Annotated in this window: 13 protein-coding genes; all 13 read left to right on the plus strand. The window is 45.8% G+C overall.

What is annotated here, in order from left to right; translation table 11 throughout:
- Positions 1-10 precede the first annotated feature (10 nt).
- Positions 11-1,420, plus strand: coding sequence for a RagB/SusD family nutrient uptake outer membrane protein (locus DDR33_RS17810; RefSeq protein WP_158280794.1), 1,410 nt, complete (start codon positions 11-13; stop codon positions 1,418-1,420).
- Positions 1,421-1,430: 10 nt separating this feature from the next.
- Complete coding sequence (locus DDR33_RS17815) at positions 1,431-1,925, plus strand: hypothetical protein (RefSeq protein WP_146198803.1); 495 nt, start codon at positions 1,431-1,433, stop codon at positions 1,923-1,925.
- Between the two features lie 172 nt (positions 1,926-2,097).
- The gene (locus DDR33_RS17820) at positions 2,098-3,327 is read left to right on the plus strand and encodes a FecR family protein (RefSeq protein ID WP_109417159.1); all 1,230 of its coding nucleotides are present in this window, start codon (positions 2,098-2,100) and stop codon (positions 3,325-3,327) included.
- A gap of 180 nt (positions 3,328-3,507) precedes the next feature.
- Positions 3,508-6,912, plus strand: a complete 3,405-nt coding sequence (locus DDR33_RS17825) for a SusC/RagA family TonB-linked outer membrane protein (RefSeq protein WP_202913777.1) — start codon at positions 3,508-3,510, stop codon at positions 6,910-6,912.
- Positions 6,913-6,922: 10 nt separating this feature from the next.
- Positions 6,923-8,851: a RagB/SusD family nutrient uptake outer membrane protein gene (locus DDR33_RS17830; RefSeq protein WP_202913778.1), complete on the plus strand. Its 1,929-nt coding sequence runs from the start codon at positions 6,923-6,925 to the stop codon at positions 8,849-8,851.
- Positions 8,852-8,869: 18 nt separating this feature from the next.
- Positions 8,870-10,093, plus strand: a complete 1,224-nt coding sequence (locus tag DDR33_RS17835) for a DUF5000 domain-containing lipoprotein (protein ID WP_109417162.1) — start codon at positions 8,870-8,872, stop codon at positions 10,091-10,093.
- 29 nt (positions 10,094-10,122) lie between these two features.
- Positions 10,123-10,812, plus strand: coding sequence for a DUF4998 domain-containing protein (locus DDR33_RS17840; protein ID WP_109417163.1), 690 nt, complete (start codon positions 10,123-10,125; stop codon positions 10,810-10,812).
- A 42-nt stretch (positions 10,813-10,854) separates the two neighbouring features.
- The gene (locus DDR33_RS17845) at positions 10,855-12,840 is read left to right on the plus strand and encodes an FAD-dependent oxidoreductase (RefSeq protein ID WP_109417183.1); all 1,986 of its coding nucleotides are present in this window, start codon (positions 10,855-10,857) and stop codon (positions 12,838-12,840) included.
- 11 nt (positions 12,841-12,851) lie between these two features.
- Complete coding sequence (locus DDR33_RS17850; protein ID WP_109417164.1) at positions 12,852-13,601, plus strand: SGNH/GDSL hydrolase family protein; 750 nt, start codon at positions 12,852-12,854, stop codon at positions 13,599-13,601.
- A 174-nt stretch (positions 13,602-13,775) separates the two neighbouring features.
- Complete coding sequence (locus DDR33_RS17855) at positions 13,776-17,357, plus strand: glycoside hydrolase family 2 TIM barrel-domain containing protein (protein ID WP_202913779.1); 3,582 nt, start codon at positions 13,776-13,778, stop codon at positions 17,355-17,357.
- A 257-nt stretch (positions 17,358-17,614) separates the two neighbouring features.
- Positions 17,615-19,036: a glycoside hydrolase family 125 protein gene (locus tag DDR33_RS17860; RefSeq protein WP_109417166.1), complete on the plus strand. Its 1,422-nt coding sequence runs from the start codon at positions 17,615-17,617 to the stop codon at positions 19,034-19,036.
- A 299-nt stretch (positions 19,037-19,335) separates the two neighbouring features.
- The gene (locus DDR33_RS17865) at positions 19,336-22,083 is read left to right on the plus strand and encodes a glycoside hydrolase family 2 protein (RefSeq protein WP_109417167.1); all 2,748 of its coding nucleotides are present in this window, start codon (positions 19,336-19,338) and stop codon (positions 22,081-22,083) included.
- A 67-nt stretch (positions 22,084-22,150) separates the two neighbouring features.
- The coding region (locus tag DDR33_RS17870) for a LacI family DNA-binding transcriptional regulator (RefSeq protein WP_109417184.1) at positions 22,151-23,162 on the plus strand (1,012 nt) is incomplete at its 3' end.

Genomic DNA, 23,162 nt, shown 5'->3' on the forward strand with positions numbered 1-23,162 from the left:
AACAGCGACGATGAAAAATATCAGACATATATTGATTATTATAAGCCTCATAACATCTTTTTCATGCAAGGTAACCGATCAGGTGCCTGAGAGCATTATCACAGCGGTTAACTTCTATAAAACAGCAACGGACGCCGATAATGCGATCAACGCCTGCTATGATGCCTTGCAGGGAAGTCCGAACAATTATGAAATCTGGGGCGATGGCCGGACGGACGTTCTGGCGAGTACTGACCGCTCTGGCAGTGCAGATCTTCAGGTCGCCAGTGGCAATGTATCTTCATCGAATAGTTACGTCGGATGGGGAGCACTTTATGCCGGAATTAACCGCTGTAATGGCGTGTTGAAGCATGTACCCGATATAGCCGATCCTGCTCTGACGAACAGGAAGGACCGGATTATCGGAGAAGCATATTTTCTAAGGGCTCTGTTTTACTTCTATTTAACCCGGACATTCGAAAATGTACCCTTAATCCTGGAACCCTATGAAAACCTGGACGCCGACTTTTTTCCCGTTCAGAGTGACAGGGCGACGATTTTCGCTCAAATTGAGTCCGACCTTAAGCTGGCAGAACCCTTAATTCCTGATCTGCCTTTTGCCAATACACTTGAAAATAAAGCGAAAGCCACAAAGGCAGCAGTCCGCTGTGTGCTTGCAGACCTCTATCTCTGGCAAAAGAAATATGAGCAAGCCGCTGCCATGGCAGATCTTGTAATCAATAGTCCCGCTAAATACACATTGGTATCGGGCAAGGACTACGCTACTTTGTTTGCCGCCAAAAATACGAGTGAATCTATTCTCGAGGTCCAGTACAGTAACACCTATGCTGAGTACACACAACAAGGAGCGGTAAACTCCATCAGTGAACTGTTTCTGCCTTTAGGGGGGACGGTCACTGGCGGTAACTGGCGGTACCAGCCCTCGGCTGCTGTATTAAACCTACTTACTGCAAGTGACCTGAGGAGCTCAGCTACTTACAAGAATACAGGGAGTAAGCCTGACCCTTATCGTGATGCGAATAAGACATATATAGCAAAATACCCGGGCACCATCAGTTCAAATGTCATGTATCTCGACGCGAACCGGATCATCTATCGCCTCGCCGAAATCATACTTTTCAAAGCAGAGGCTTTAAATGAACTGGGACAAACCCCGGAAGCTATTTCTCTGCTCGATCAGATCAGGAACCGGGCTGGAATAGGCGGCACTTCTGCCTCCACACAATCTGAAGTCCGGCTGGCCATTGAGAATGAAAGACTCGCCGAACTGGCGTTTGAAGGGAAGAGATATTACGAACTGATCAGGAGAGGCCGCTATGCAGATGTCACAGGTTTTACCGATCCGAACTGGCTTAGATGGCCTATTGCTGCTACCGAAATAACAAAGAATACGAATTTAATTCAGAATCCGGGATATTAAAAGATGCATTATGAGACTGTTAAGATTAATTAAGCTTTTCTGTTTGATTGTAAGTTGTTTAGCTCTTGCCTTCATGAGCGGATGTAAAGAGGAAGATGAAAACTATCCTTCCGTACCCGATGCCGTATACTTAGTTTCTAATTCTGTTACAGGCCCTGGGAGCACAGCTTTAACAACCATTTCAAATTCCGGATCGGGGAAAGTTACGGTGTCTCCTGCCGTTGCAAAGGTTTATGTAAACACAGTAAAGGATTTTGACGTAACAATAAGGTATGCATTGTCCGGTACAGCGGTTGCAGGAGTAAATTATACTCCTCCTGCAGAAACTGCCGTCACCATTCCGGCGGGCCAATGGTATGCAAGTATCAGGATCCCTGTTATTAATACGCCTGTATTAGTTGATAAAACAATTGTTATTACATTGATTTCTGCGTCTAATGACGTTCAATTAGGGTTAGGGACTGATAGGACATACAAAACATTCACTTATACTCTGCAGAAATAACCGGGGTACTTTTAAATCCATGTAAAGAAAAACCGGGCGTGTCAGTGAAGCCGGCATGCCCGGTAATAGTTTCTTTATTCCGGACATTGGTTTACACCAGAAAAAAGATAAAAAAATAATATAAGAGCAGGGTTCCCCGCATCGCTGTCCGTATATCATAAAAAAACAAGTTTTGAAAGATTCACAGGAACTAACCAGATTATTCAAACGGTACCTGGCAGACGAATGTTCGGAGGATGAAAAGAAGCTATTATTTGAATCTTTATCGGCTGAAGAATTCAGGTCTCTCTATTTACAGTTGATAGAAGAGAACCTCGAACTTAATGCAGATGAAACGCTTCAGAATCAACCTCACGTCGGGGAGATCCTTCAGGAAGCAAGAAAAAACATAGCAGAGAGAATAGGAGAGCCGCCGTCAATACCAGCGCAGATGTCTAAGCGCTTTTGGCATTGGAGTATTCCCGCTGCCGCCGTCATACTGTGCACCTGTGCAATAACTTTTTATTTTTTCCGGGCTGAAAAGGTATCGGAGCGCATACCCGCTGCTTATACCGCAGCGCCCGATATAGAGCCGGGCGGAAATAAAGCCATTCTAACTCTTGCCGATGGCTCGAAGATCTCATTAACAGATGCCGGAAACGGAACCCTTGCCAGGGAGCAGGGAGTATCGGTCACCAAATCCGCAGATGGTCAGATCACATATAATATTGAACAGGCTGGCAACGCGGGAGACAGTGCAGAAGACACCTTTAATACCATCGCTACTCCCCGAGGGGGACAGTATAACGTGGTATTGCCTGATGGCTCCCGGATCTGGTTGAATGCCGCATCCTCCATTACCTATCCGGTTAAATTCGGAAAAGAGCAAAGGAGGATAGTGTTGCAGGGTGAAGCTTATTTTGAAGTTGCCCGTCAGCAGGGCGGGGGCAGAAGCGGGAAAATACCTTTTATAGTAGCAACCGCTGATCAGGAAGTGGAGGTGCTGGGTACTCATTTCAATATCAACGGCTATACAGACGAACCGATGGTGAAAACCACCTTGCTGGAAGGCAAGGTCAGGGTGAGTCAGAAAAGTGGTGGTAACGCAGTTCTCGCTCCGGGCCAGCAATCCCGTACTTCGCGTGACCGGAACAATGTACAGGTCGTCAATGCCGATCTGAAGGCAGAAATGGCATGGAAAAGTAACCAGTTTTTCTTTGAAGACGAACCCATCGAATCGATCATGAGACAGATTGCAAGATGGTATGATGTGGAGGTGGTCTATAAGGATGATTTGAAGAATAAAACTGTTTGGGGTTCAATGACGCGGTTTAGCAATATTTCTAAAGTACTAAATATAATCGAACAGACCGGAAATGTACATTTTAAAATTGAAGGAAGGCAGGTAATGGTTATGAAATAAAGCTTTACAGAATAAGGTAAGAATACCAGGGTGCGCCAACACTCCTGGTATGATAGCTTACCACGCGATTATTAGTTCAGTCAAAATCAGTAAGTAAACCCAATTAACAAATCTATGATTTTTTATGATCTCTTTAAGCCCAGGCTCCATGCCTCCGGGACTAACCCCATATTGCGTATTATGAAATTAGTTGTACTCATAATGACCTCAATACTGATGCAGGTGAGTGCGGCAAGTGTTGCACAGAGGATCACTTTTTCGCAGAAAGCTGCATCTGTTAAGTCGGTATTTAAAGAGGTTACAAAGCAGACCGGCTACCAGGTAGTATGCGACGGAAGCTTGTTGAAGGCAGCACAAAACCTGGATGTGGATTTTAAAGAAGCTTCCGTTCAGGAAATCCTGGACACGTTTTTTCATGATAAGAATCTGACCTGTACTGTAGAAGATAAGATTATTATCATAAAAGCTGCCGAAGATCGCATGCCGGTAACGAAGCCAGCTGCTCTCCCTAATAAACAGGTAACGGGTTTGGTGAAAGATGCTAAAGGAGAAATTCTTCCGGGAGTTTCTGTTTCGGTAAAAGGACAGTCAAAAATTGGGACTGCAACCGACCTCAACGGACGTTTCGTATTAAATGTACCGGAAAATGCAGTGCTCATATTCTCCATGGTCAGCTTTAAAACCCAGGAAATTACCGTGGGCGATAAATCATTTGTCAATGTGACCATGCAGGATGCGGAACAATCGCTTGAGGAAGTCGTGGTTACTGCATTCAGCAACCGCCAAAAGAAAAGCGATCTGATTGGTTCTGTTACAAGTGTTTCGCCCAAGGATCTTAAAGTACCGGGAAGTAACCTTACGACAGCTTTGCAGGGCCGTGTGGCAGGCATGATCGCGTTTCAGAGAAGCGGGGAACCCGGAATGGACAATGCAGACTTCTTTATCCGTGGGATAGGCACTTTCGGTGTCAACCAGAAACCACTGATCCTGATCGACAATATGGAAGTTACGCAGGATCAGCTCGCAAGGATGCCTCCTGATGATATTGCCAGCTTTACCATACTTAAGGACGCCACATCATCCGCCGTATATGGGTCTAGAGGAGCCAATGGGGTAATTATCGTCACAACAAAACTGGGAGTTCAGGGTCCTGCGAAGATTAACTTCAGGGCTGAACAGCGTCTGACCACAGCCACTCAGAAGCTCGAAATAGCAGATCCTGTGGCCTTCATGAAATTAAATAATGAGGCTTTGCTTACCCGTGATCCCCTCGCAATCACTCCTTATTCGGATGAAAAAATTGCAATGACCGAAGCGGGGGCCGATCCAATTCTATACCCGGCAGTGGATTGGCTGGATATGCTCACCAAGGACTACACAACTACTCAGAATTATAGTATCAGCGTCTCCGGCGGAAGCAATCTGGCCACCTATGCAGTGAGCGGAAGTTTAACGCAGGACAACGGCCTGCTGAAAGTTAACCCAATTAACAATTTTAATAACAATGTAGATTTTAAGACATATAATCTCCGGAGTAATATCAATTTTAACCTCACCAAGTCTACGCAGCTGATGGTAAGGACAATTGGTAATTTTCAGTCCTACAGCGGTCCGCCCATTACAGGCAGCCAGGCTTTTTCTTATGCGATCAGTGCAAATCCCGTGCTGTTCCAGCCCATATATCAGCCCGGTAGCCAGCAGTCTTACATTAAGCACCCCATGTTTGGAAACTACAATACCGGAAATTACAGGAACCCCTATGCGGAAGTAGTCCGGGGTTACCAGGAACGCAATTCCAATAATATGCAAGTGCAGCTGGAGTTTAAGCAGGATTTGTCGGGTATCGTTACAGAAGGCCTCAACTTTCGCTCACTGGCAAACCTCACACGGACTTCAGAATACCGGATTGTAAGGCAGTATTCTCCTTACTATTATTCACCGGCAATACTCGATCCCACGACAGGAAGCTACACTTATCTCAACCTGAATCCAACCGGAGGAACTGAAGAGTTGAATTTTTCATCTGAGGGCCGGGGGCTTTCAGCTCTGTTCTATATGGAAAATGCGTTCTCCTACAACAGGACTTTCAATGATAAACATGCTGTAGGTGGGATGGCCATCGCTACAATTCGCAGCAATATAACCCAGCCAAATGGAGATAGTTTTACCTTACTGAACACCCTGCCTTTCAGAAACGTAAGCTTCTCAGGAAGTTTTACGTATGCATACGACAGCCGGTACCATTTTCAATTTGCATTCGGGTATAACGGGTCAGAGCGTTTTGATGATAAATACCGCTGGGGATTCTTTCCTTCTGCAGGTATAGCTTGGACGGTGAACAATGAGAAGTTTATGGAGCCAATTAAGGACGTGATCAGCACGCTGAGGTTCCGGCTGACACATGGAATGGTAGGAAATGATGCCATTTCTGATTCACGTTTCTTTTTTCTTTCAGACATAAATCTCAACGACGGAGACCGGGCATTTTCCTTTGGAACTATCGGGAACCTGTATACTCGCAATGGTATCTCCACAAACAGGTATGCTAACCCGACCGTCAGGTGGGAGAAATCATTGCAGACTAACCTTGGTATTGACTTCGGGCTCTTCAATAATGCATTCAATCTCACAACCGACATATACAGGCAGGACCGGAGCGATATCGTCCAGGCGCGGGCATCATTGCCTGCATCATTGGGGCTTGTTCAGAATCCACTGGTAAATATGGGTAAATACCGAAGCACGGGGGTCGATATGGAAGCCACATATGACCATTCCGTAAATAAGGATCTGTGGTTTCAGGGGAGAGGAACGTTTACCTACTCAAGAGGAAAATTTCTTCAGTATGAAGAACCCTATTATGAGTACCCTTATCTCAGCCGCATCGGGCTGGCATCAAGCCAGCAACGCGGTTATATCGCAGAGCGCCTGTTTACCGACGATCAGGAAGTGTTTAACAGTCCCCGCCAGACTTTTGGCAGTGCGATGGGCGGTGATATAAAATACCTCGATGTGAATGATGACGGTGTGATTGACTCCGATGACCAGGTTCCGATCGGCTACCCCACAACCCCTCTCGTAAACTACGGATTCGGGCTTTCAACCGGGTTTAAAAATCTTGATTTCTCGTTTTTCTTTTCCGGGGTAGCGGGAACTTCGCTGTTCATTTCACCGATATCATCTCAGCCGGGAGATGATGTACAGGGGATCGCACCTTTTGGCTCGACCACCGGTCCAAAGGCCGTATTGAAGGAGATTGCAGATAGTCACTGGAGCGAGGAGCATCAGGACCCTTATGCATTCTGGCCTCGTTTAAGTCCCTCCGCTCTCAATAATAATACGCGGACAAGCACCTACTGGATGAGAAATGGCGCATTTCTCAGGCTTAAGCAGGTAGAACTGGGTTATACCCTTAATCAACAGCTTACAAGGCGTCTTCATGTCGAAAGGTTCAGGGTCTATGCGAGTGCTACCAATCTGTTTAAGTTTAGCTCCTTCGACCTTTGGGACCCCGAAATGGGAGGGAACGGGTTAGCTTATCCCTTGCAGAGAGTATTCAACCTCGGCGTTTTTCTAACCCTTTAAAACGATGACGATGAAAAGAATAATCAGTATCATAATTATATCAGTCTCCGTTCTTTTTGGCTCCTGCAACAAGTATATGGATATTGTGCCCGATAACGTTCCGGAGCTGGATAATGCTTTTGCAACACGCATAATCGCAGAGCGGTATTTGTTTACCTGTTACAGCTATCTGCCCGGAGGCTTCGATCTTCAGTCCAACCCTGCACTGTTTGCCGGTGATGAACTGTGGCTTAATTCTACTGCTAATTTTGGCGAAGGGAGCTATGGAAACTGGTACATTGCCCGCGGAAACCAAAATGTAAATTCTCCCCTGAATAATTACTGGGAAGGCAGCAATCAGGCAAAGAATCTCTGGAGGGGGATTCGAGACTGTAACATCTTCCTTGATAATGTCTATAAGGTGCCCGATATGGACGAGACGGAAAAAGACAGGTGGAGGGCGGAAGTCCTTTTCTTAAAAGCTTACTACCATTACTATTTATTAAGGATGTACGGACCTGTTCACATCATGGACAAAGAAGTTCCTGTCTTCTCCGATCCGGAACAAACCCAGTATGAAAGGCTGCCAGTGGATGAATGTATGGACTATATCATCAAGTTGGTAGATAGTTCTATGGTGAACCTTCCTGAAGATATCACGGCAATCGCCCAGGAAAATGGCCGGCTCAGCAAATTGGCAGCCTATGCCATGAAAGCAGAAATGCTTGTCACCGCCGCCAGTCCTCTTTTTAACGGGAATACCGATTATCCTGGTTTCGTAAACTCTGAAAATAAGCCATTTTTTAATCCTGTCTTCAGTTCTGAAAAATGGGAAAAAGCAGCAGAAGCATGCAAAGTTGCAGTAGAGTTTGCTGAATCTCACGGGCGGGCCTTATTCAAATGGAAACCGACATTAAATCTTACGACGCCTCCTCAAACCAGTACCATTAATCAAATGAGCTACAGGGAGGCTGTTGCAGAGCGGGATAACAATTCCGAGCAGATCTGGATAAATAACGTTTCCAGGGCGACGCAGGGCTTTCAGGCTGCAGCGACAGTAAGGAGTTATGATCCTGCCTATGTTGACAACAGGACGCTTGCCGGTTATCTTTCTCCTACTTTAAATGTCGCCCTGATGTATTACAGCAAGAACGGTGTGCCGATAGAGGAGGATCTTACATACGATTATGGCGCACGCTTTAACTTAAGAACAGTACCCACCGGGACTTCGCCTTACATGTACAACCTGATCCCCGGACATACCACCGTAGGCCTGCATTTCGACAGGGAAGATCGCTTTTACGCATCTTTATCTTTCGACGGCGGAAGGTATTTTATGAGCAGTCATCTGAGCGATGCGAATGCTTTTAGTACCGTGTACCGGTCAGGAGGCAATGCGGCACCAGTTAGTATTTCATCCTATTCCATTACGGGCTATACACCGAAGAAACTGGTCAGCTACAGGAATGTTGTCGGATCATCTGACGCCTATACAGTTTATGAATATCCGTATCCTATCATCCGTTTAGCAGAGCTTTATCTCCTCTATGCTGAAGCGCAAAATGAAGCTTTTGGGCCTTCAGCAGAGATCTACAGTGCAATAGACAAGGTAAGGTCCCGGAGTGGCCTCGGCGGAGTAGTGGATTCCTGGAGCCTTTATTCCAGGAATCCGGGAAAACCGGCATCTAAAGAGGGTTTAAGAGAGATCATCCGCAGGGAAAGAACCATCGAGCTGATGTTCGAAGGGAAGCGTTTCTGGGACCTGAGAAGATGGAAAACTGCAGCATTGGAGTTAAATACCAATATCCTCGGATGGGGAGTCAAGGAGAAGGAGACACAATTGTTTTATCGTTCGGTCAGCTTATATAACCGGACTTTTGCACAGAAGGATTATCTGTGGCCGCTTAGTTTATCTGAACTCCGCAGAAATTCTAAATTAACCCAGAACCCAGGTTGGTAATCAATAAAGAATAAGAATATGAAAGCCATATTAAAAATATATCAGCTGGTACTCATTGTTTTGCTGCTGTCTTTCTCTGCATGTAAGGATGCTCTGGAGCCGGAACCGATAAGAAAGGGCGGTATTCCCGGCGTCGTGGAAAATTTCAGCTCGAAGGAGATCCCCGGTGGGGCGATTATTACGTATGACGTTCCCGAAGGAAGTGATCTTCGTTATGTCAAAGCCAGTTACATCCTTAGCGATGGAATGGAAAGAGAATCAAAATCAACTGTTTATAAAAATACAATTACGGTAGAGGGATTTGCAAAGGCCGGAGAGTACGATGTGTCGCTGACTGCTGTCTCCGTAGGGGAAGTGGAATCGAAGCCGGTCACCGTCAGGGTAACGGTCGGAACGCCGCCGCATCTCCTGGTGGCTGCAAGTCTGGCAAATGACGATAACTTCTATGCTACATTTGGAGGTATAAATGCCGATTACGTGAATAGTGCGGAGGGAAATGTCGTGATCAGGGTGATGATCAAAGACGCACACGATAAATGGCAGGAGATCAATGCTGAATACACCAGGGCTAAGAAGGGAAGAGTAAGGGTGCGCGGACTGGATACGGTTGAATACACATTCGGGATTTATGTTCGTGACCGGTGGAACAACAAATCAGACACGATTGTGAAAAAATTAGTCCCTTTGTTTGAAAGGGAGTTTGACAAAGCTTTATTCAGGCATATAAAGCTCCCCGGCGATACCTGGGAAAGACATACAGGACAGGGGAGATCGGCCGAGCTACCGGTTCTCTGGAACGGTCTGCACAATCAAAACGGAAGTATTTTCCAGACGAAACCCTCCACTGTCATACCGCAGCATTTTACCTGGGATATGGGAGTAAAAGCAAGGTTAAGCCGTTTTATCTTCTATCCTGACATTCCGCCAAGTGAAAGGAACGTGTATACTGGCGGCCAGCCTTCTGTCTGGGAATTATGGGGGAGCAATAATCCTAATCCCGACGGAACGTTTGACGCGAGCTGGACGCTCGTTGGTACATTCCACGCGACAAAACCTTCCGGCTTGCCATTAGGACAGCTAAGTACGGACGATATTGCCCTCGCCCGAAAAGGTGAAGACTTTGAAGTGGAAGGAAAAGTGGAAGCTTTCCGGTACTGGAGATGGAGAACCATTGCAAACTGGGGCAATGTCACTTATGTAGCCATGTCTGAATTTACATTTTTCGGGGCAGTGGAAGAATAAATGCATTCACGAAATAGAACTGATCAAAGATGAAAAGAATAATAAAACTGTTATTACCCGGTACATTTTTTCTGATGATGGGATTGGCAGCCTGCCTGCCCAATGACGGAGACTACAGTGCCTATCTGGATAAGGCGGAGGCTGTATACCCTGGCAGGCCCGATTCGGTCATAATCATGCCAGGTTATAACCGTGCGAATATTAACGCATTAATGAGCACCGATCCGAGAGCAGTAAAAATCCGTCTTTACTGGAACAGCAGGCGGGATTCCCTGGATGCGGTAATCACGAAAGATGAAATCGCTAAACGGAAGATTATCGAAGTGCCCCGCATTCCGGAGGGAGTTTATACATTTGAACTGGTAACGTTTGATAAAAATGGGAACCGGTCGGTCGTATCAGAGAAAACAGGACAGGTCTTCGGGCCTGTCTATGTGAAGGGACTGGCAAACCGCATCGTAAAAAGTAAGGTAGTCATTTCCGGAAAACCAGCCATTATATGGTACTCAGAAACGGATACTACTTCCGTAATGGCGGGTACGGAAGTGTTTTATAAACAGGCTTCCGGTGATTCCGCCAGAATCTTTACTTCAAAGAGACGTGACACCACTATTTTGACAAATGCCATGACCGGAGGAAAATTAATTTTGCGGACTGCGTACGTTCCTGTAAACGCTATAGATACTTTTTACGCAAAAAGAGATACTATTGCATATTAAATGGTGACGGGGCACCTGAACCTTTATTTTAAAACTGATCAGATGAAACACACACTCTTTCTACTCCTTTTTTTATTCTCCTTCAGGTTAGTAGCTCAGCCTAAGGTTGTTCAGGCAGATATTTGTATTTACGGAGGCTCCTCAGCCGGCGTCATTGCGGCCTACACTGCCAAAAAGATGAACAAAACTGTACTTTTGATAGAGCCTGGCAAAAGGCTCGGCGGCTTATCCTCAGGTGGTCTTGGCTTTACAGATATTGGTAATAAATCGATTGTTACAGGTATCGCCCGCGACTTCTACCGGCAGATAGGGAAGCACTACGGAAAATTCGAGCAATGGATATTTGAACCGAAAGTAGCCGAAGCGGTTTTCAAAGAATATGTAAACAAGGCGGGATTGCAGGTTATTTATCAAAAGCGAATTACCAAAGCGATAAAGACTGGGCAGAGAATTGATCAGATCCTTCTGGAAGATGCTTCCGGCCAGAGCAGTGAAACCCTGACTGTAAAGGCGAAGATGTTCATCGATTGCACGTATGAAGGCGACCTGATGGCAAGGGCCGGCGTCTCTTATACTTATGGACGTGAACCAAACTCCCAATATGGAGAATCCATTAACGGCGTGCAGCTAAAAAACAAGCACCAGTTTCCTGACGGGATCGATCCCTACAAAACCCCAGGAAAGCCCGAAAGCGGCCTGCTTTGGGGCATCAGCAATGAACCGCTGTCTCCGGATGGTACCGGTGACAAAAAGATCCAGGCTTACAATTTCCGGATTTGTCTCACCAGCGATCCTGCTAACATGCGTCCCATAGGAAAGCCGGAAAATTACGATCCCGCAAAATATGACCTTCTTCTGAGGTATATCGAATTTGCAAAACCTAAAGGCATCGCAGGGAGTGTGCTGAAATTTGACCACATGCCTAACCGGAAGGTGGATATCAACAACCAGGGGCCTTTTTCAACCGACATGATTGGAATGAATTATGAATATCCCGATGCTGACTATGCAAAGCGTGAAGTGATATTTAAAGCTCATGAAGCATATAACAAGGGGCTCCTGTATTTTCTTGGAAATGACCCGCGCGTGCCTGAGCATTTACGCAAAGACATGCTGAAATGGGGATATCCGAAAGATGAATATACGGATAACGGAAACTGGACTCCGCAATTATATGTTCGTGAAGCCAGGAGAATGGTGAGCGATTTTGTGATGTCAGAGGCTCATTGTCTGGGACAGGTGGAAGTAAAAGATGCTGTTGGTGCCGCCGCTTACACTATGGATTCTCATAATGCCCAGCGGATTGTTGTTAATGGAATGGTAAAAAATGAGGGAGATGTACAGCATAAAGTGCCGGCTCCTTATCCTATTTCCTACCGCTCAGTTGTGCCGAGGGCAGGTGAATGCGAAAACCTTCTCGTTCCGGTTTGCCTGTCAGCAAGCCATATCGCCTACGGCTCAATCAGAATGGAACCGGTATTTATGGTACTCGGCCAGTCTGTGGCAACTGCAGCCTGTCAGGCTATCGACACCGGTATGCCTGTGCAAAAGATTGATGTAAGTAAATTACAGGCTTCTCTGAAAAGCAACCCGCTTGCTGATAACAGCCCTGCCGACATCCTGATCGATAACGATGATACCCAAAACGTGGAAATAAAGGGCGGCTGGCAAAAGAACAGCGGAGGATACGGTCCCTCTCTGCTGACAAATGTTCCGGGTAAAACCGGGTCTGTAAAATTCACCCCTCAAATAAAATCGGCGGGCAAATATCATGTGTATACATACATCACAAAGATCAGTGGCCTGGCCGACCCTATAAATTATATCATTTACGATGGTACCCGTGCCAGGCCGGTCGGGGTTAAAACCAGTGAGGTCAGCGTAAGCGGTCAGACATCCGGTGAGTGGATCTCATTGGGAATATTTAATTTTAAAACAGGCAAAAAAGCTTACATTGAGGTTTTAAACCAGAAAACGAGCAAAAACAATATAATAGCAGATGCTATCCTCATTGTTCCTGAACATTAATTAACGTAATCATGCAAAGAAGACAAGTATTAAAGGGTATATTAACCTCAGCCGCAGGCCTCGCAGCGCTCAAAGCCGGTGCGGCCTCAGTGGCAGACTTATCAGCCGGTATGATCTTCCAGCCGGAAACGAACGATCCCGTGGTGATCAATTCCGGTATCGGCGGAAACAATACCGTAGATCTTTTAAGCCGTATAGAAAAAGACTGCTATGCTCATAAACCGAAACTCACAGTCCTGATGATCGGCACAAATGATATGAACAGCAGGAAGCACGTACCATTGGAGCAGTATGAAAAGAACCTCTCCCAAATCATCAGCGGCATAAAAGGGACCGGAAGTAAGATCCTGCTCATGACTATTCTTCCTTTCTATGAACCCTACCTGGTTACAAGGCATCCTGCAGACTTTTACCAACCGGAAGGCCCGGTAAAGCGGAGAATGCAGGTAAATGAAGTGATTAAGAATGCGGCAAAAAAACATAAGACTCATCTTCTCGACCTTGGAATGCGTTTCGAAGCCATTGGAAAGATTGGAACGGATAAGGATTCTCTCATAAAGAACGAAGTGAACAGCGGTTCCACCGACGGAATTCACCCAACGTCCAATGGTTACCGGTTTATCGGACTGACAGTATATGATTACATTGTATACAATAACCTTCCTAAAACTGGCATTGTGTGTTTTGGCGACAGTATCACCCATGGAAACGGGCCAACTGACAGTTATCCGGGATATTTAAAGAAATTACTGATAGGATAAAAAAGAAACAGGCTGCGTTTATCAAAACCGGCATCCTGCACTATCTCTTTGGTTTTTTGCTAAATCGATTGACCGGATATATTTGTATCCGCCTGATTATAACATTTTAAGTGTAATGTTCTAACCAGATTTATAAATTTGCGGAATATCGATTGTATTTATACACACACGTCAATGAGATTTATAATCCTATTGCTGTTAATCCTGACAGGTGCCTCTCTATTTTCAGGTAACAGCTTATTCGCTCAAAATTTTCAGACAGGAGTTTACTATAAGCTGACTGCCCGGAACGGAATGGTTGCTGATAATCGCGGGTCCGGAGAAAGCAACGCTAATATCTATCTTTCCACCGATTCCAAAAGCACAGGCCAGGTTTGGGTCTTATCCACTCTGGGAAACGGATATTATTCCATTTCAAGCCCCGCAACCTATAAAAGTATCGATAACGCGAATATCACGAACGGCTCTGGCAATGCAGTAGTGCTGTGGGATAAAGATGACTATAATAACAACCAGCAGTGGAAGATTGTCCGTAAGAAGAATGGCAAATATGTGATCACGTCGAAAGCAAGTGGCTTTAACCTGGCAATAAAAGACGGGAATTCGGATACACGCTTATTCCAGGTTCCTGCGGATAATAATGATCCGAACCAGGAATGGGCTATTCAGGAAACGAGCAGTAAACTGAAGATGGAGAAGAGGGTTGGTCTTACTGAATGGGAGAACGAGGAGATATTTGGCGTAAATAAAGAACCTGCACATGTTCCTTATGTCCCTTTTCCTTCACTCGAAAGCCTCAAAAACGATCCGACTTTTGCAACACCCTGGGCTGCAACAAAATCTCCCTACTATCTTTCTCTGAATGGTAATTGGAAATTCAACTGGGTGAAGCAGCCGTCTGAGCGTCCCCTGGAGTTTTTTAAACCGGAGTTTGACGTTTCCGGCTGGAAAGAAATTCCGGTACCTTCCAATTGGGAAATGCATGGGTATGGAACACCTATCTACACTAACATTACATATCCATTTAAGAACGATCCCCCTTTCATCAAACCTCAACCCGGATATACCAATGAAAAAGAACCAAATCCGGTGGGCTCTTACCGGCGGAACTTTACTATACCGCAGGACTGGAATGATAAACAGATATACCTCCGTTTTGAAGGTGTATACAGTGCCATGTACCTCTGGGTAAACGGCAAACAGGTAGGCTATAGCGAAGGTGCCAACAACGCTGCAGAATTTGACGTGACGAATTACGTGAAATCCGGTGATAACACCCTTGCAGTTGAAGTTTACCGCTGGAGTGATGGAAGTTACATTGAAGATCAGGACATGTTCAGGCTAAGCGGTATTCACCGCGATGTTGCGGTATACGCACTTCCTAAAGTTCATGTCCGCGACTATTATCTGAAAACGGATTTTAAAGGTGATGATTTCTCATCCTCAGAACTAATCCTCAAAGCTTCAGTGCGTAACCAGGGAAAGCCGGCCTTCAAGTCCGGTACCCTCAATGTATCGGTTCTCAACCCGAAAGGAGAAGAAGTTCTTTCCTTGTCTCAACCTCTTTCTTCTTTGAAACAAGGCAAGGAAGCAGTTTATGAGCTTAAGGGAACTGTAAAGAAACCGGCACTTTGGTCCGCAGAGACTCCTGTGCTCTATACCGCAATATTAACATTGAACGACGATGATGGAAACGTGCTGGAAGTGATCTCCTCCAAATTCGGTTTCCGGAAGGTTGTGATCAAAAATAAACGTGTGTTTGTAAATGGCAAACAGGTATTCTTTAAAGGTGTCAACCGCCATGATATTCATCCTCAGTTCGGGAAAGCCGTGCCGGTAGAATCCATGCAGCAGGATGTCCTGCTCATGAAGAAAACCAACATCAATACCATCAGGACTTCTCACTACCCTAATGATCCTAAGATGTATGCGATGTTTGACTATTACGGGCTCTACACCATGTCGGAAGCAGATCTCGAATGTCATGGAAATCATTCGCTCAGCAGGATCCCTTCCTGGCTTCCCGCATTTACAGACCGTAATGTAAGGAACGTAGAGGAGCATAAAAATCATCCGTCAGTCGTTTTCTGGTCCATGGGAAATGAAAGCGGCGGGGGAGACAACTTCAATGCTGTTTATAAGGAGATAAAAAAGATCGACAGCACCTTCATTGTTCACTATGAAGGGAAAAATGAGGCTGCAGACATGGATTCCAGGATGTATCCTTCTGTTGCAGACATGACAACTGTTGATCAGCAGGAAACGGATAAGCCATTTTTCCTGTGCGAATATGCTCACGCAATGGGAAATGCCATCGGTAATCTGCCCGAATACTGGGATTATATAGAAAATAAGTCGCAGCGTATGATCGGCGGGTGTATCTGGGATTGGGTAGACCAGGGCCTTAACAAACCTGGTGATTCAAAAGATAAATATTATATCGGCGGCGACTTCGGTGATAAACCGAATGACTTCGATTTCTGTAATAACGGGATTACCACACCCGACCGGAAGATTACCGCGAAAATGCAGGAGGTAAAAAAAGTATACCAGTATATCAAAACTGTTCCCGAAGATCTTTCCCTGGGAAGCATCAAAATCCTCAACAGGTATGATTTCCTGAACCTGAAAAATTTTGATGTGAAATGGTCTGTATTACGGGATGGCAGGGCAGTCGATTCGGGCCTGATCGTTCCCCAGGATGTCAGACCGGATGATTCGGTTGAACTCGTTGTACCCTTTACCAATACATTGGATAGTACCAGCGAATATTTTCTGAATGTTCAGTACCGCCTTGTAAAAGATCAGCCATGGGCAGATGCTGGTTTTGTAGTCGCATCCGAGCAGCTTGCCCTGAATAAGAGAACGGAGCTTCCCGCACTTGATACAGCTACTGCAGAAAGGCTTTATACCTCCGAACGGGAAAACATCGTCAACATCTCCGGAAATGATTCAAACATCCAGTTCGACAGAACAACCGGGCAGCTCGTGTCATTAAAATACAACAGGAGAGAAATGCTCCATGATGGCAAGGGCCTCACATTTAACTGGTACAGAAGTATCAATAACGACCCGAGGAAATATGTTGAGCCTCAGATCAAACTGGAAGGCTTCACGTATGTGTACGGCGACGAAAGAAAGCAAGTGATTGTCAGAACGCGCTATACGGCGACGATACCGGGAGAAAAGCAGGGCATCATATCCTATTCCGTAAATTATCTGGTCTCTCCGGGTGGAATTATTGATGTGGAAGCTACTTTTGACAACACAAAAGATGCGTACCGGGTTCCGAGGCTTGGTCTGCAGATGTCGCTGATACCGGAACTGGAACAGGTTGAATGGTATGGAAGAGGACCGATGGAAAACTATGCAGACCGTAAAGCCGCCGCATATTTTGGAGTTTATTCTACTACTGTGGATGACGCAGGAGAATATTATGTCCGGTCTCAGAGCATGGGAAACCGCGAAGATATCAGGTGGCTTAAGTTAACGGATGCAAACAACGAAGGGATTAAAATCCGGTCAAAGGACAAGCTGAACTTCACCGCTCTCCATTACCTGGATCAGGATCTGTGGAATGCAGTGAGGGTATTTTCTATTCCTGAAATCAGAAAGCCTGAAGTGATCCTTTCTCTGGACTATATGCAGAGAGGGATTGGCAACGCCAGCTGCGGTCCCGGACCTTTGTCAAAATATGAAATCCCGGGGGTAGATTCTAACTCATATTCATTCAGAATAGAGCGGAACGTAAGGTAGACCGGTAAAAAACAAAACTCAGGAATCTGAATCTTCCCGTCCGCAGCGTAAATACGTTTTGCGCTGTGGACGGATAACCGGAGTATGATATAGCTCCGGATGTAAAATTTTCGAATGATAATTCGCTAAATCAATTTAGTTATGTATGTTTGAAATGAGCTTTCTTAGAGATACTGAATACCAATTAGAATTAACTGATCAATAGTTTCAATGAAAGAAGATACGTTCACTCCAATTGATAAAAACCACACACAAATATGAAAAGAAGGACATTTATTAGGACTGCCGGGGCTTTAGGGGCCGGGTACGTATTGAGCAATAATTTTGCCTTTGCTGCACCTCAGAATTTTCCGGTTGTGAGAACTGCTGCGGCTTCCAGGAAGTTTACCAGTAAAGCTGTTGAAAAGGCCATTGCCGAGTTTAAGAAAAATGTAAAGAACCCTGAATTGGGATGGCTGTTCGAAAACTGTTTCCCCAATACTCTTGATACTACGGTATTCCCCGAAGCAAAGAACGGAGTTCCTGATACGTATGTCATTACCGGCGATATCGATGCGATGTGGATGCGGGACAGCAGTGCCCAGGTATGGCCTTATATGCAGTTCATTAAACAGGACAAGCCTTTGCAGCAGCTTATTGCCGGGGTGATCAACAGGCAGACAACCTATGTACTGAAGGATCCTTATGCGAACGCTTTTTACCACGATCCCAATAAAAAAGGAGAATGGTCAACCGATCACACAAATATGAAACCGGGAGTGCATGAGAGAAAATGGGAGATCGACTCTCTTTGTTACCCCATTCGCCTGGCCTATCATTACTGGAAATCAAGCGGAGATACTCAACCCTTCGGCCAGCAGTGGCAGGAAGCCATCAAGGCAATACTGAAGACTTTTAAAGAACAGCAGAAAAAAGGGAGTCAGGGCCCTTATAAATTTCAGCGTACTACACCAAAGGCTTCCGACACTCAGCCTATGGCGGGATACGGGTTCCCGGTGAAACCTGTTGGCCTCGTTTGCTCAGCCTTCAGGCCCAGCGATGATGCAACGCTTTACCAGTTCCTGGTACCCTCAAATTTCTTTGCTGTTGTCAGCTTAAGAGAGGCGGCAGAAATGATGACCGCAATTGCGAAAGATACACAGACTGCATCTGAGCTGACGGCTCTGGCAAATGAAGTGGAAACTGCGTTGAAACAGTATGCAACTTTTGACCATAAAAAATACGGGAAGATCTATGCTTTTGAAGTAGACGGATATGGGAATCAGCTTTTTATGGATGATGCCAATGTTCCTAGCCTGATGTCATTGCCTTACCTGAAAGCTGTGGAAGTATCCGATCCTGTTTATCAGAACACCCGTAAATTTATCTGGTCAGAAGACAATCCATATTTCTACAAAGGAACTGCCGGCGAAGGATACGGTGGCCCTCACGTGGAGAGGGATGGCATGATCTGGCCCCTGAGTATCATCATGCGCGGGCTTACCAGTACAGACGACGCCGAAATTAAGCGGTGTGTGGAAGTTCTCAGTAAAACTCACGGCGACACCGGTTTCATGCACGAAACCTTCTATAAAAACGATCCTAAAAACTTCACACGCTCGTGGTTTGCCTGGGCAAATACCATTTTTGGTGAGTTCTTATGGAAAACGTATAAGGAAAGGCCTCATTTACTGGTTTAATTAATTCGTTTATTAAATAAACCGGAATGAAGTATTAAGAGCGGCTCCGGCTGTTTCGGTATCAAAGGAACAAAGGTACTGCTGACGCGATCCGATCTCTTTAAGACCGGTCTTTCCTTTCCTGGCGATGGAAACTACCAGATGCATGTCTGGAAAGACGGTCTGAACGCCGGCCGCAATGCAAAAAATTTAAAATGGAAATGATCGATGTGGATAAACGCTCATCGGTCAACTTAAACCCTCGCGAAAGACGGGGGCTATGTAGCAAGATTAATTAAAAAATAAACCAGGATCATAAAGTGAAGAAACACCATTTATTATTCCTGCTTCCATTTCTCTGGGGGCAGTCAGCTGTTCACGCACAGACAAGTGCTTCTCTGAGTAAAGCATCTTCTGAGAATTCTATTTTCCTCCGCTCTCAAAAAGGCTACAACGGAAAAACAGAATGGAAAATAAAGAAAGCCGGTGATGTAAAAGCCGGCGGAGCCGAGCTTTCAAAGGCCGGATACAAGAGCAGCGACTGGTATTCTGCGATTGTTCCCGGAACCGTATTGAATTCGCTGGTGAGCAATAAGGTATATCCCGAGCCATACTATGGCGACAATAACAGGAAAGAAAGAAAGCTGATCCCCGATATTGCAGATGCAGGCAGGGATTTCTATAATTACTGGTTCCGGACTGAATTCTCAGTTCCTGCCAGTTTCGCCGGAAAGAAGATCTGGCTGAAATTCCATGGAATAAATTACCGGTCTGAAATCTGGCTGAACGGGAAAAAGCTGGGTAATATGGCAGGCATGTTTAACTCGCAGAGCTTCGACATTACTTCCATCGCCTCTCTTAAATCTAAAAATGTACTGGCCATAAATGTGTTGCCGGTAGATATTCCGGGAACAAGCAATCGCGCAAATAATAACCGCCAGGGTGCTGTAGGAGAGAATAAGAACGGGGGAGACGGCGAGATCGGAAAGAATGTGACGATGCTGATGAGCGTGGGCTGGGATTTTACAGCGCCTGACGGGATCAGGGACCGCAACACGGGGATCTGGAAGGACGTGGAACTGTACGCAACCGGCGACGTCCTGCTGGAAAACGCCTTCGTTCAGTCGAAGCTGCCGCTTCCTGACACCACATCATCCAGGGAAACGGTATCTGTGGAAGTCGTAAACGCTTCTTCAAAAGCTCAGAAAGGCATAGTTTCCGGTGTGATCAGCGAGAATGGAATTCGTTTTCAGCAAGCTGTCAGCCTGGCTCCGCACGAAAGAAAAACCGTCATGTTCCGTCCGGAACAATACAAACAGCTGGTGGTTAAAAATCCGAAGCTCTGGTGGCCGGTAAATAAAGGGAAGCAAAACCTCTACACACTAAACCTCAAATTTGAAACTGCATCCAAACAGGTCAGTCACAAATCTTCTGTCCGTTTCGGAATCCGGGAGATCACTTCAGACCAGAACACCCCTGATCAGTCGAGGAGATTTTACGTAAATGGCCATCCTGTATTTGTGAGAGGTACCAATTGGATACCCGAAGCGATGCTGCGCAATACCGAAGAACGTACCTATACAGAGCTTAGATATACCCGCCAGGCCGGACTCAACCTGATCCGTTTATGGGGAGGCGGGATTGCCGAGTCAGACTACTTCTACCAGCTGTGTGACGAAATGGGGCTAATGGTCTGGTCCGAGTTCTGGATCACCGGCGACACCCGGTTCCCGGTTGACACTGCCCTGTATTTTAAGAATATGGAAAATACAGTTAAACGGATCCGCTCACATGCCTCATCTGCTTATTACGTTTCAGCAAATGAAGCCACGGAAATAAAAGGCGCCCGCGAACTGATCTATCGCCTCGACAGCACCATCGGTTACCAGGTCCAAAGCGAATGCTGCGGAATCCACGACGGAAGTCCCTATAAGTACGAGAACCCGATGCAATACTTCGAGAACACTGCTTCCCCGAGAGGCAGCCGTGTCGATGGCTTTAATCCTGAGTACGGAACCCCCTGTTTGCCAACCCTCGAATCTTTACAGGAAATGATGCCTGCCAAAGATCTATGGCCTATCAGCGATACTGTATGGAACTATCTCGACGGCGGAGGCTTTCACCAGGTAACAACCAAATACAGACAGGCTGTAGACGAATTCGGTAAATCTTCTTCCATTGCTGAATTTGCCCGTAAAGCCCAACTGGTAGGAGCCCTGAACTTCCGGGCAATCTGGGAGGTATGGAATTATAACAAGTTTAATTTTGGAGACCGCTTTGCCTCAGGCTTTTTGTTCTGGTATCATAACAGTCCGCTGCCGCAGACAGGAAGCCGCATGTATGACTGGTCACTGGAACCAACAGCAGCACTCTATTATTCCCAAAATGGCCTTGCACCTCTTCATCCGCAGTTCGACTACCTCAAAAATACAGTTTCCGTTTACAACGATTACCGTACCCCTTTCAGTAAGTACAGGGTAGACGCAACCGTATACGATCTGCAGTCGAAGGTTGTGTTTAACCAGTCAAAGGTGATTGATATTCCATCAGACGGTTTGGTAAAAGATGCCATCAAAATTGATTTTCCGGAAAATATATCCCAGGTTCACTTCATTAAGCTGCAACTCAGGGATGCGTCCGGAAAGGTTGTGAATGATGCATTTTACTGGCGTTCAAAAGATCAGTACAAAGGAGCCTGGACATTGACCGGCCCGGCAGTTTCAGGGTTTTCTGACATTAATAAGCTTCCGGCAACTGAGCTGAAGGTTAAAGCAACTGCCAGGAAGAGCACCGGTAAAACAATGCTCAGCGTCACCGTATCCAATCCCGGGAATTCGCTGGCATTCTTTACCCGTTTAAAACTGGCAGATGACAAGGGTGCGATTATAAAGCCGGCCTTCTACACAGATAATTTCTTTTCGTTGCTTCCGGGAGAATCAAAGAGCGTTGAAATTGAAATTCCGGCAGGATCATTCAGCGGAGGTCAGCTTCATTTAATTACGGAGAGCTTTAATTCTCCTGAAGTAAAGGCGAGTATCTCTGTTGTGAATCAGGGAAATAAGAAGTGATGAGGAAGAATGTTATTTCGTCTTGCGTTATAAATACTATCTTTGAACTCATTCATAATTCTCTGAAGTGAAGAAAAAACTTTCAATTAGTGATATCGCTAAAAGCCTGAATATCTCTGTAACTACGGTTTCTTTCATCCTGAATGGAAGAGCTGAGGAAAAGAGGATCAGTGAAGAATTGGTGCAGCGTGTTCAGAAATATATAGCGGAGGTGGGCTATAAGCCCAACTCACTGGCCAGAAGTCTCAGAACCGGAAAGTCGAATACCATCGGATTGATGGTGGAAGATATCTCCAATCCCTTTTTTGCGAATATCGCCAGGCTCATTGAGGATAATGCATACAAAAACGGGTATAAGATCCTGTATTGCAGTACAGACAATGATCCTGAGAAGACCAGGGAGCTCATCCAGATGTTTCAGGAACGGCATGTAGATGGTTACATCATTGCTGCCCCCAAAGGAGTGGAGGAGGAGATCAATGCACTGATCAGTTCGGGTTCCCCGGTTGTTCTGTTTGACAGAAATCTTCCTGAAGTGACTACCGACTATGTCGGTATTGATAACTACGGAAGTGCCTATCAGGCGGTTAAGCACCTGGTCAGCGAAGGTTTTAAAAAGATCGGCTTTATTACCCTGTACTCGCAGCAGTCACAGATGCAGGAACGGATGCAAGGATATGAAAGTGCTCTGGCTGAGCACGACAGGGATCAGCACATCTGCGAAATCCCCTACAGCAATAATCCTGAGGACATCATGAAACACGTATCCGCTTTCCTCTCGGAGAACAAGGAACTGGATGCCGTATTATTTGGTACCAATTATCTTGCCGTAAGCGGGCTGCGGGCTATTTATAAACTCGGCCTGAAGATACCTGATGACCTGGCTGTCGTAGCGTTCGATGATCATGATGTTTTCCAACTGAGCAACCCTTCCATTACAGCGATCACTCAGCCGATCAAAGAAATATCAGCAGAGGTGATCGATCTGCTCTTAAGTAAGCTGAAATCACCATCCAAGCCAAAGAAGCCGCAGTCAGTTGTGCTGGACACAGCCCTGCAGTTGAGGCAATCATCTGAAG

It is taken from the genome of Pararcticibacter amylolyticus (assembly GCF_003130405.1).
In the GTDB taxonomy this organism is placed as follows: Bacteria; Bacteroidota; Bacteroidia; order Sphingobacteriales; family Sphingobacteriaceae; genus Arcticibacter; species Arcticibacter amylolyticus.

Coding starts and splice junctions, on each gene's coding strand:
- DDR33_RS17810 (WP_158280794.1), top strand. CDS start 11: ATGAAAAATATCAGACATATATTGATTATTATAAGCCTCATAACATCT.
- DDR33_RS17815 (WP_146198803.1), top strand. CDS start 1,431: ATGAGACTGTTAAGATTAATTAAGCTTTTCTGTTTGATTGTAAGTTGT.
- DDR33_RS17825 (WP_202913777.1), top strand. CDS start 3,508: ATGAAATTAGTTGTACTCATAATGACCTCAATACTGATGCAGGTGAGT.
- DDR33_RS17830 (WP_202913778.1), top strand. CDS start 6,923: ATGAAAAGAATAATCAGTATCATAATTATATCAGTCTCCGTTCTTTTT.
- DDR33_RS17835 (WP_109417162.1), top strand. CDS start 8,870: ATGAAAGCCATATTAAAAATATATCAGCTGGTACTCATTGTTTTGCTG.
- DDR33_RS17840 (WP_109417163.1), top strand. CDS start 10,123: ATGAAAAGAATAATAAAACTGTTATTACCCGGTACATTTTTTCTGATG.
- DDR33_RS17845 (WP_109417183.1), top strand. CDS start 10,855: ATGAAACACACACTCTTTCTACTCCTTTTTTTATTCTCCTTCAGGTTA.
- DDR33_RS17850 (WP_109417164.1), top strand. CDS start 12,852: ATGCAAAGAAGACAAGTATTAAAGGGTATATTAACCTCAGCCGCAGGC.
- DDR33_RS17855 (WP_202913779.1), top strand. CDS start 13,776: ATGAGATTTATAATCCTATTGCTGTTAATCCTGACAGGTGCCTCTCTA.
- DDR33_RS17860 (WP_109417166.1), top strand. CDS start 17,615: ATGAAAAGAAGGACATTTATTAGGACTGCCGGGGCTTTAGGGGCCGGG.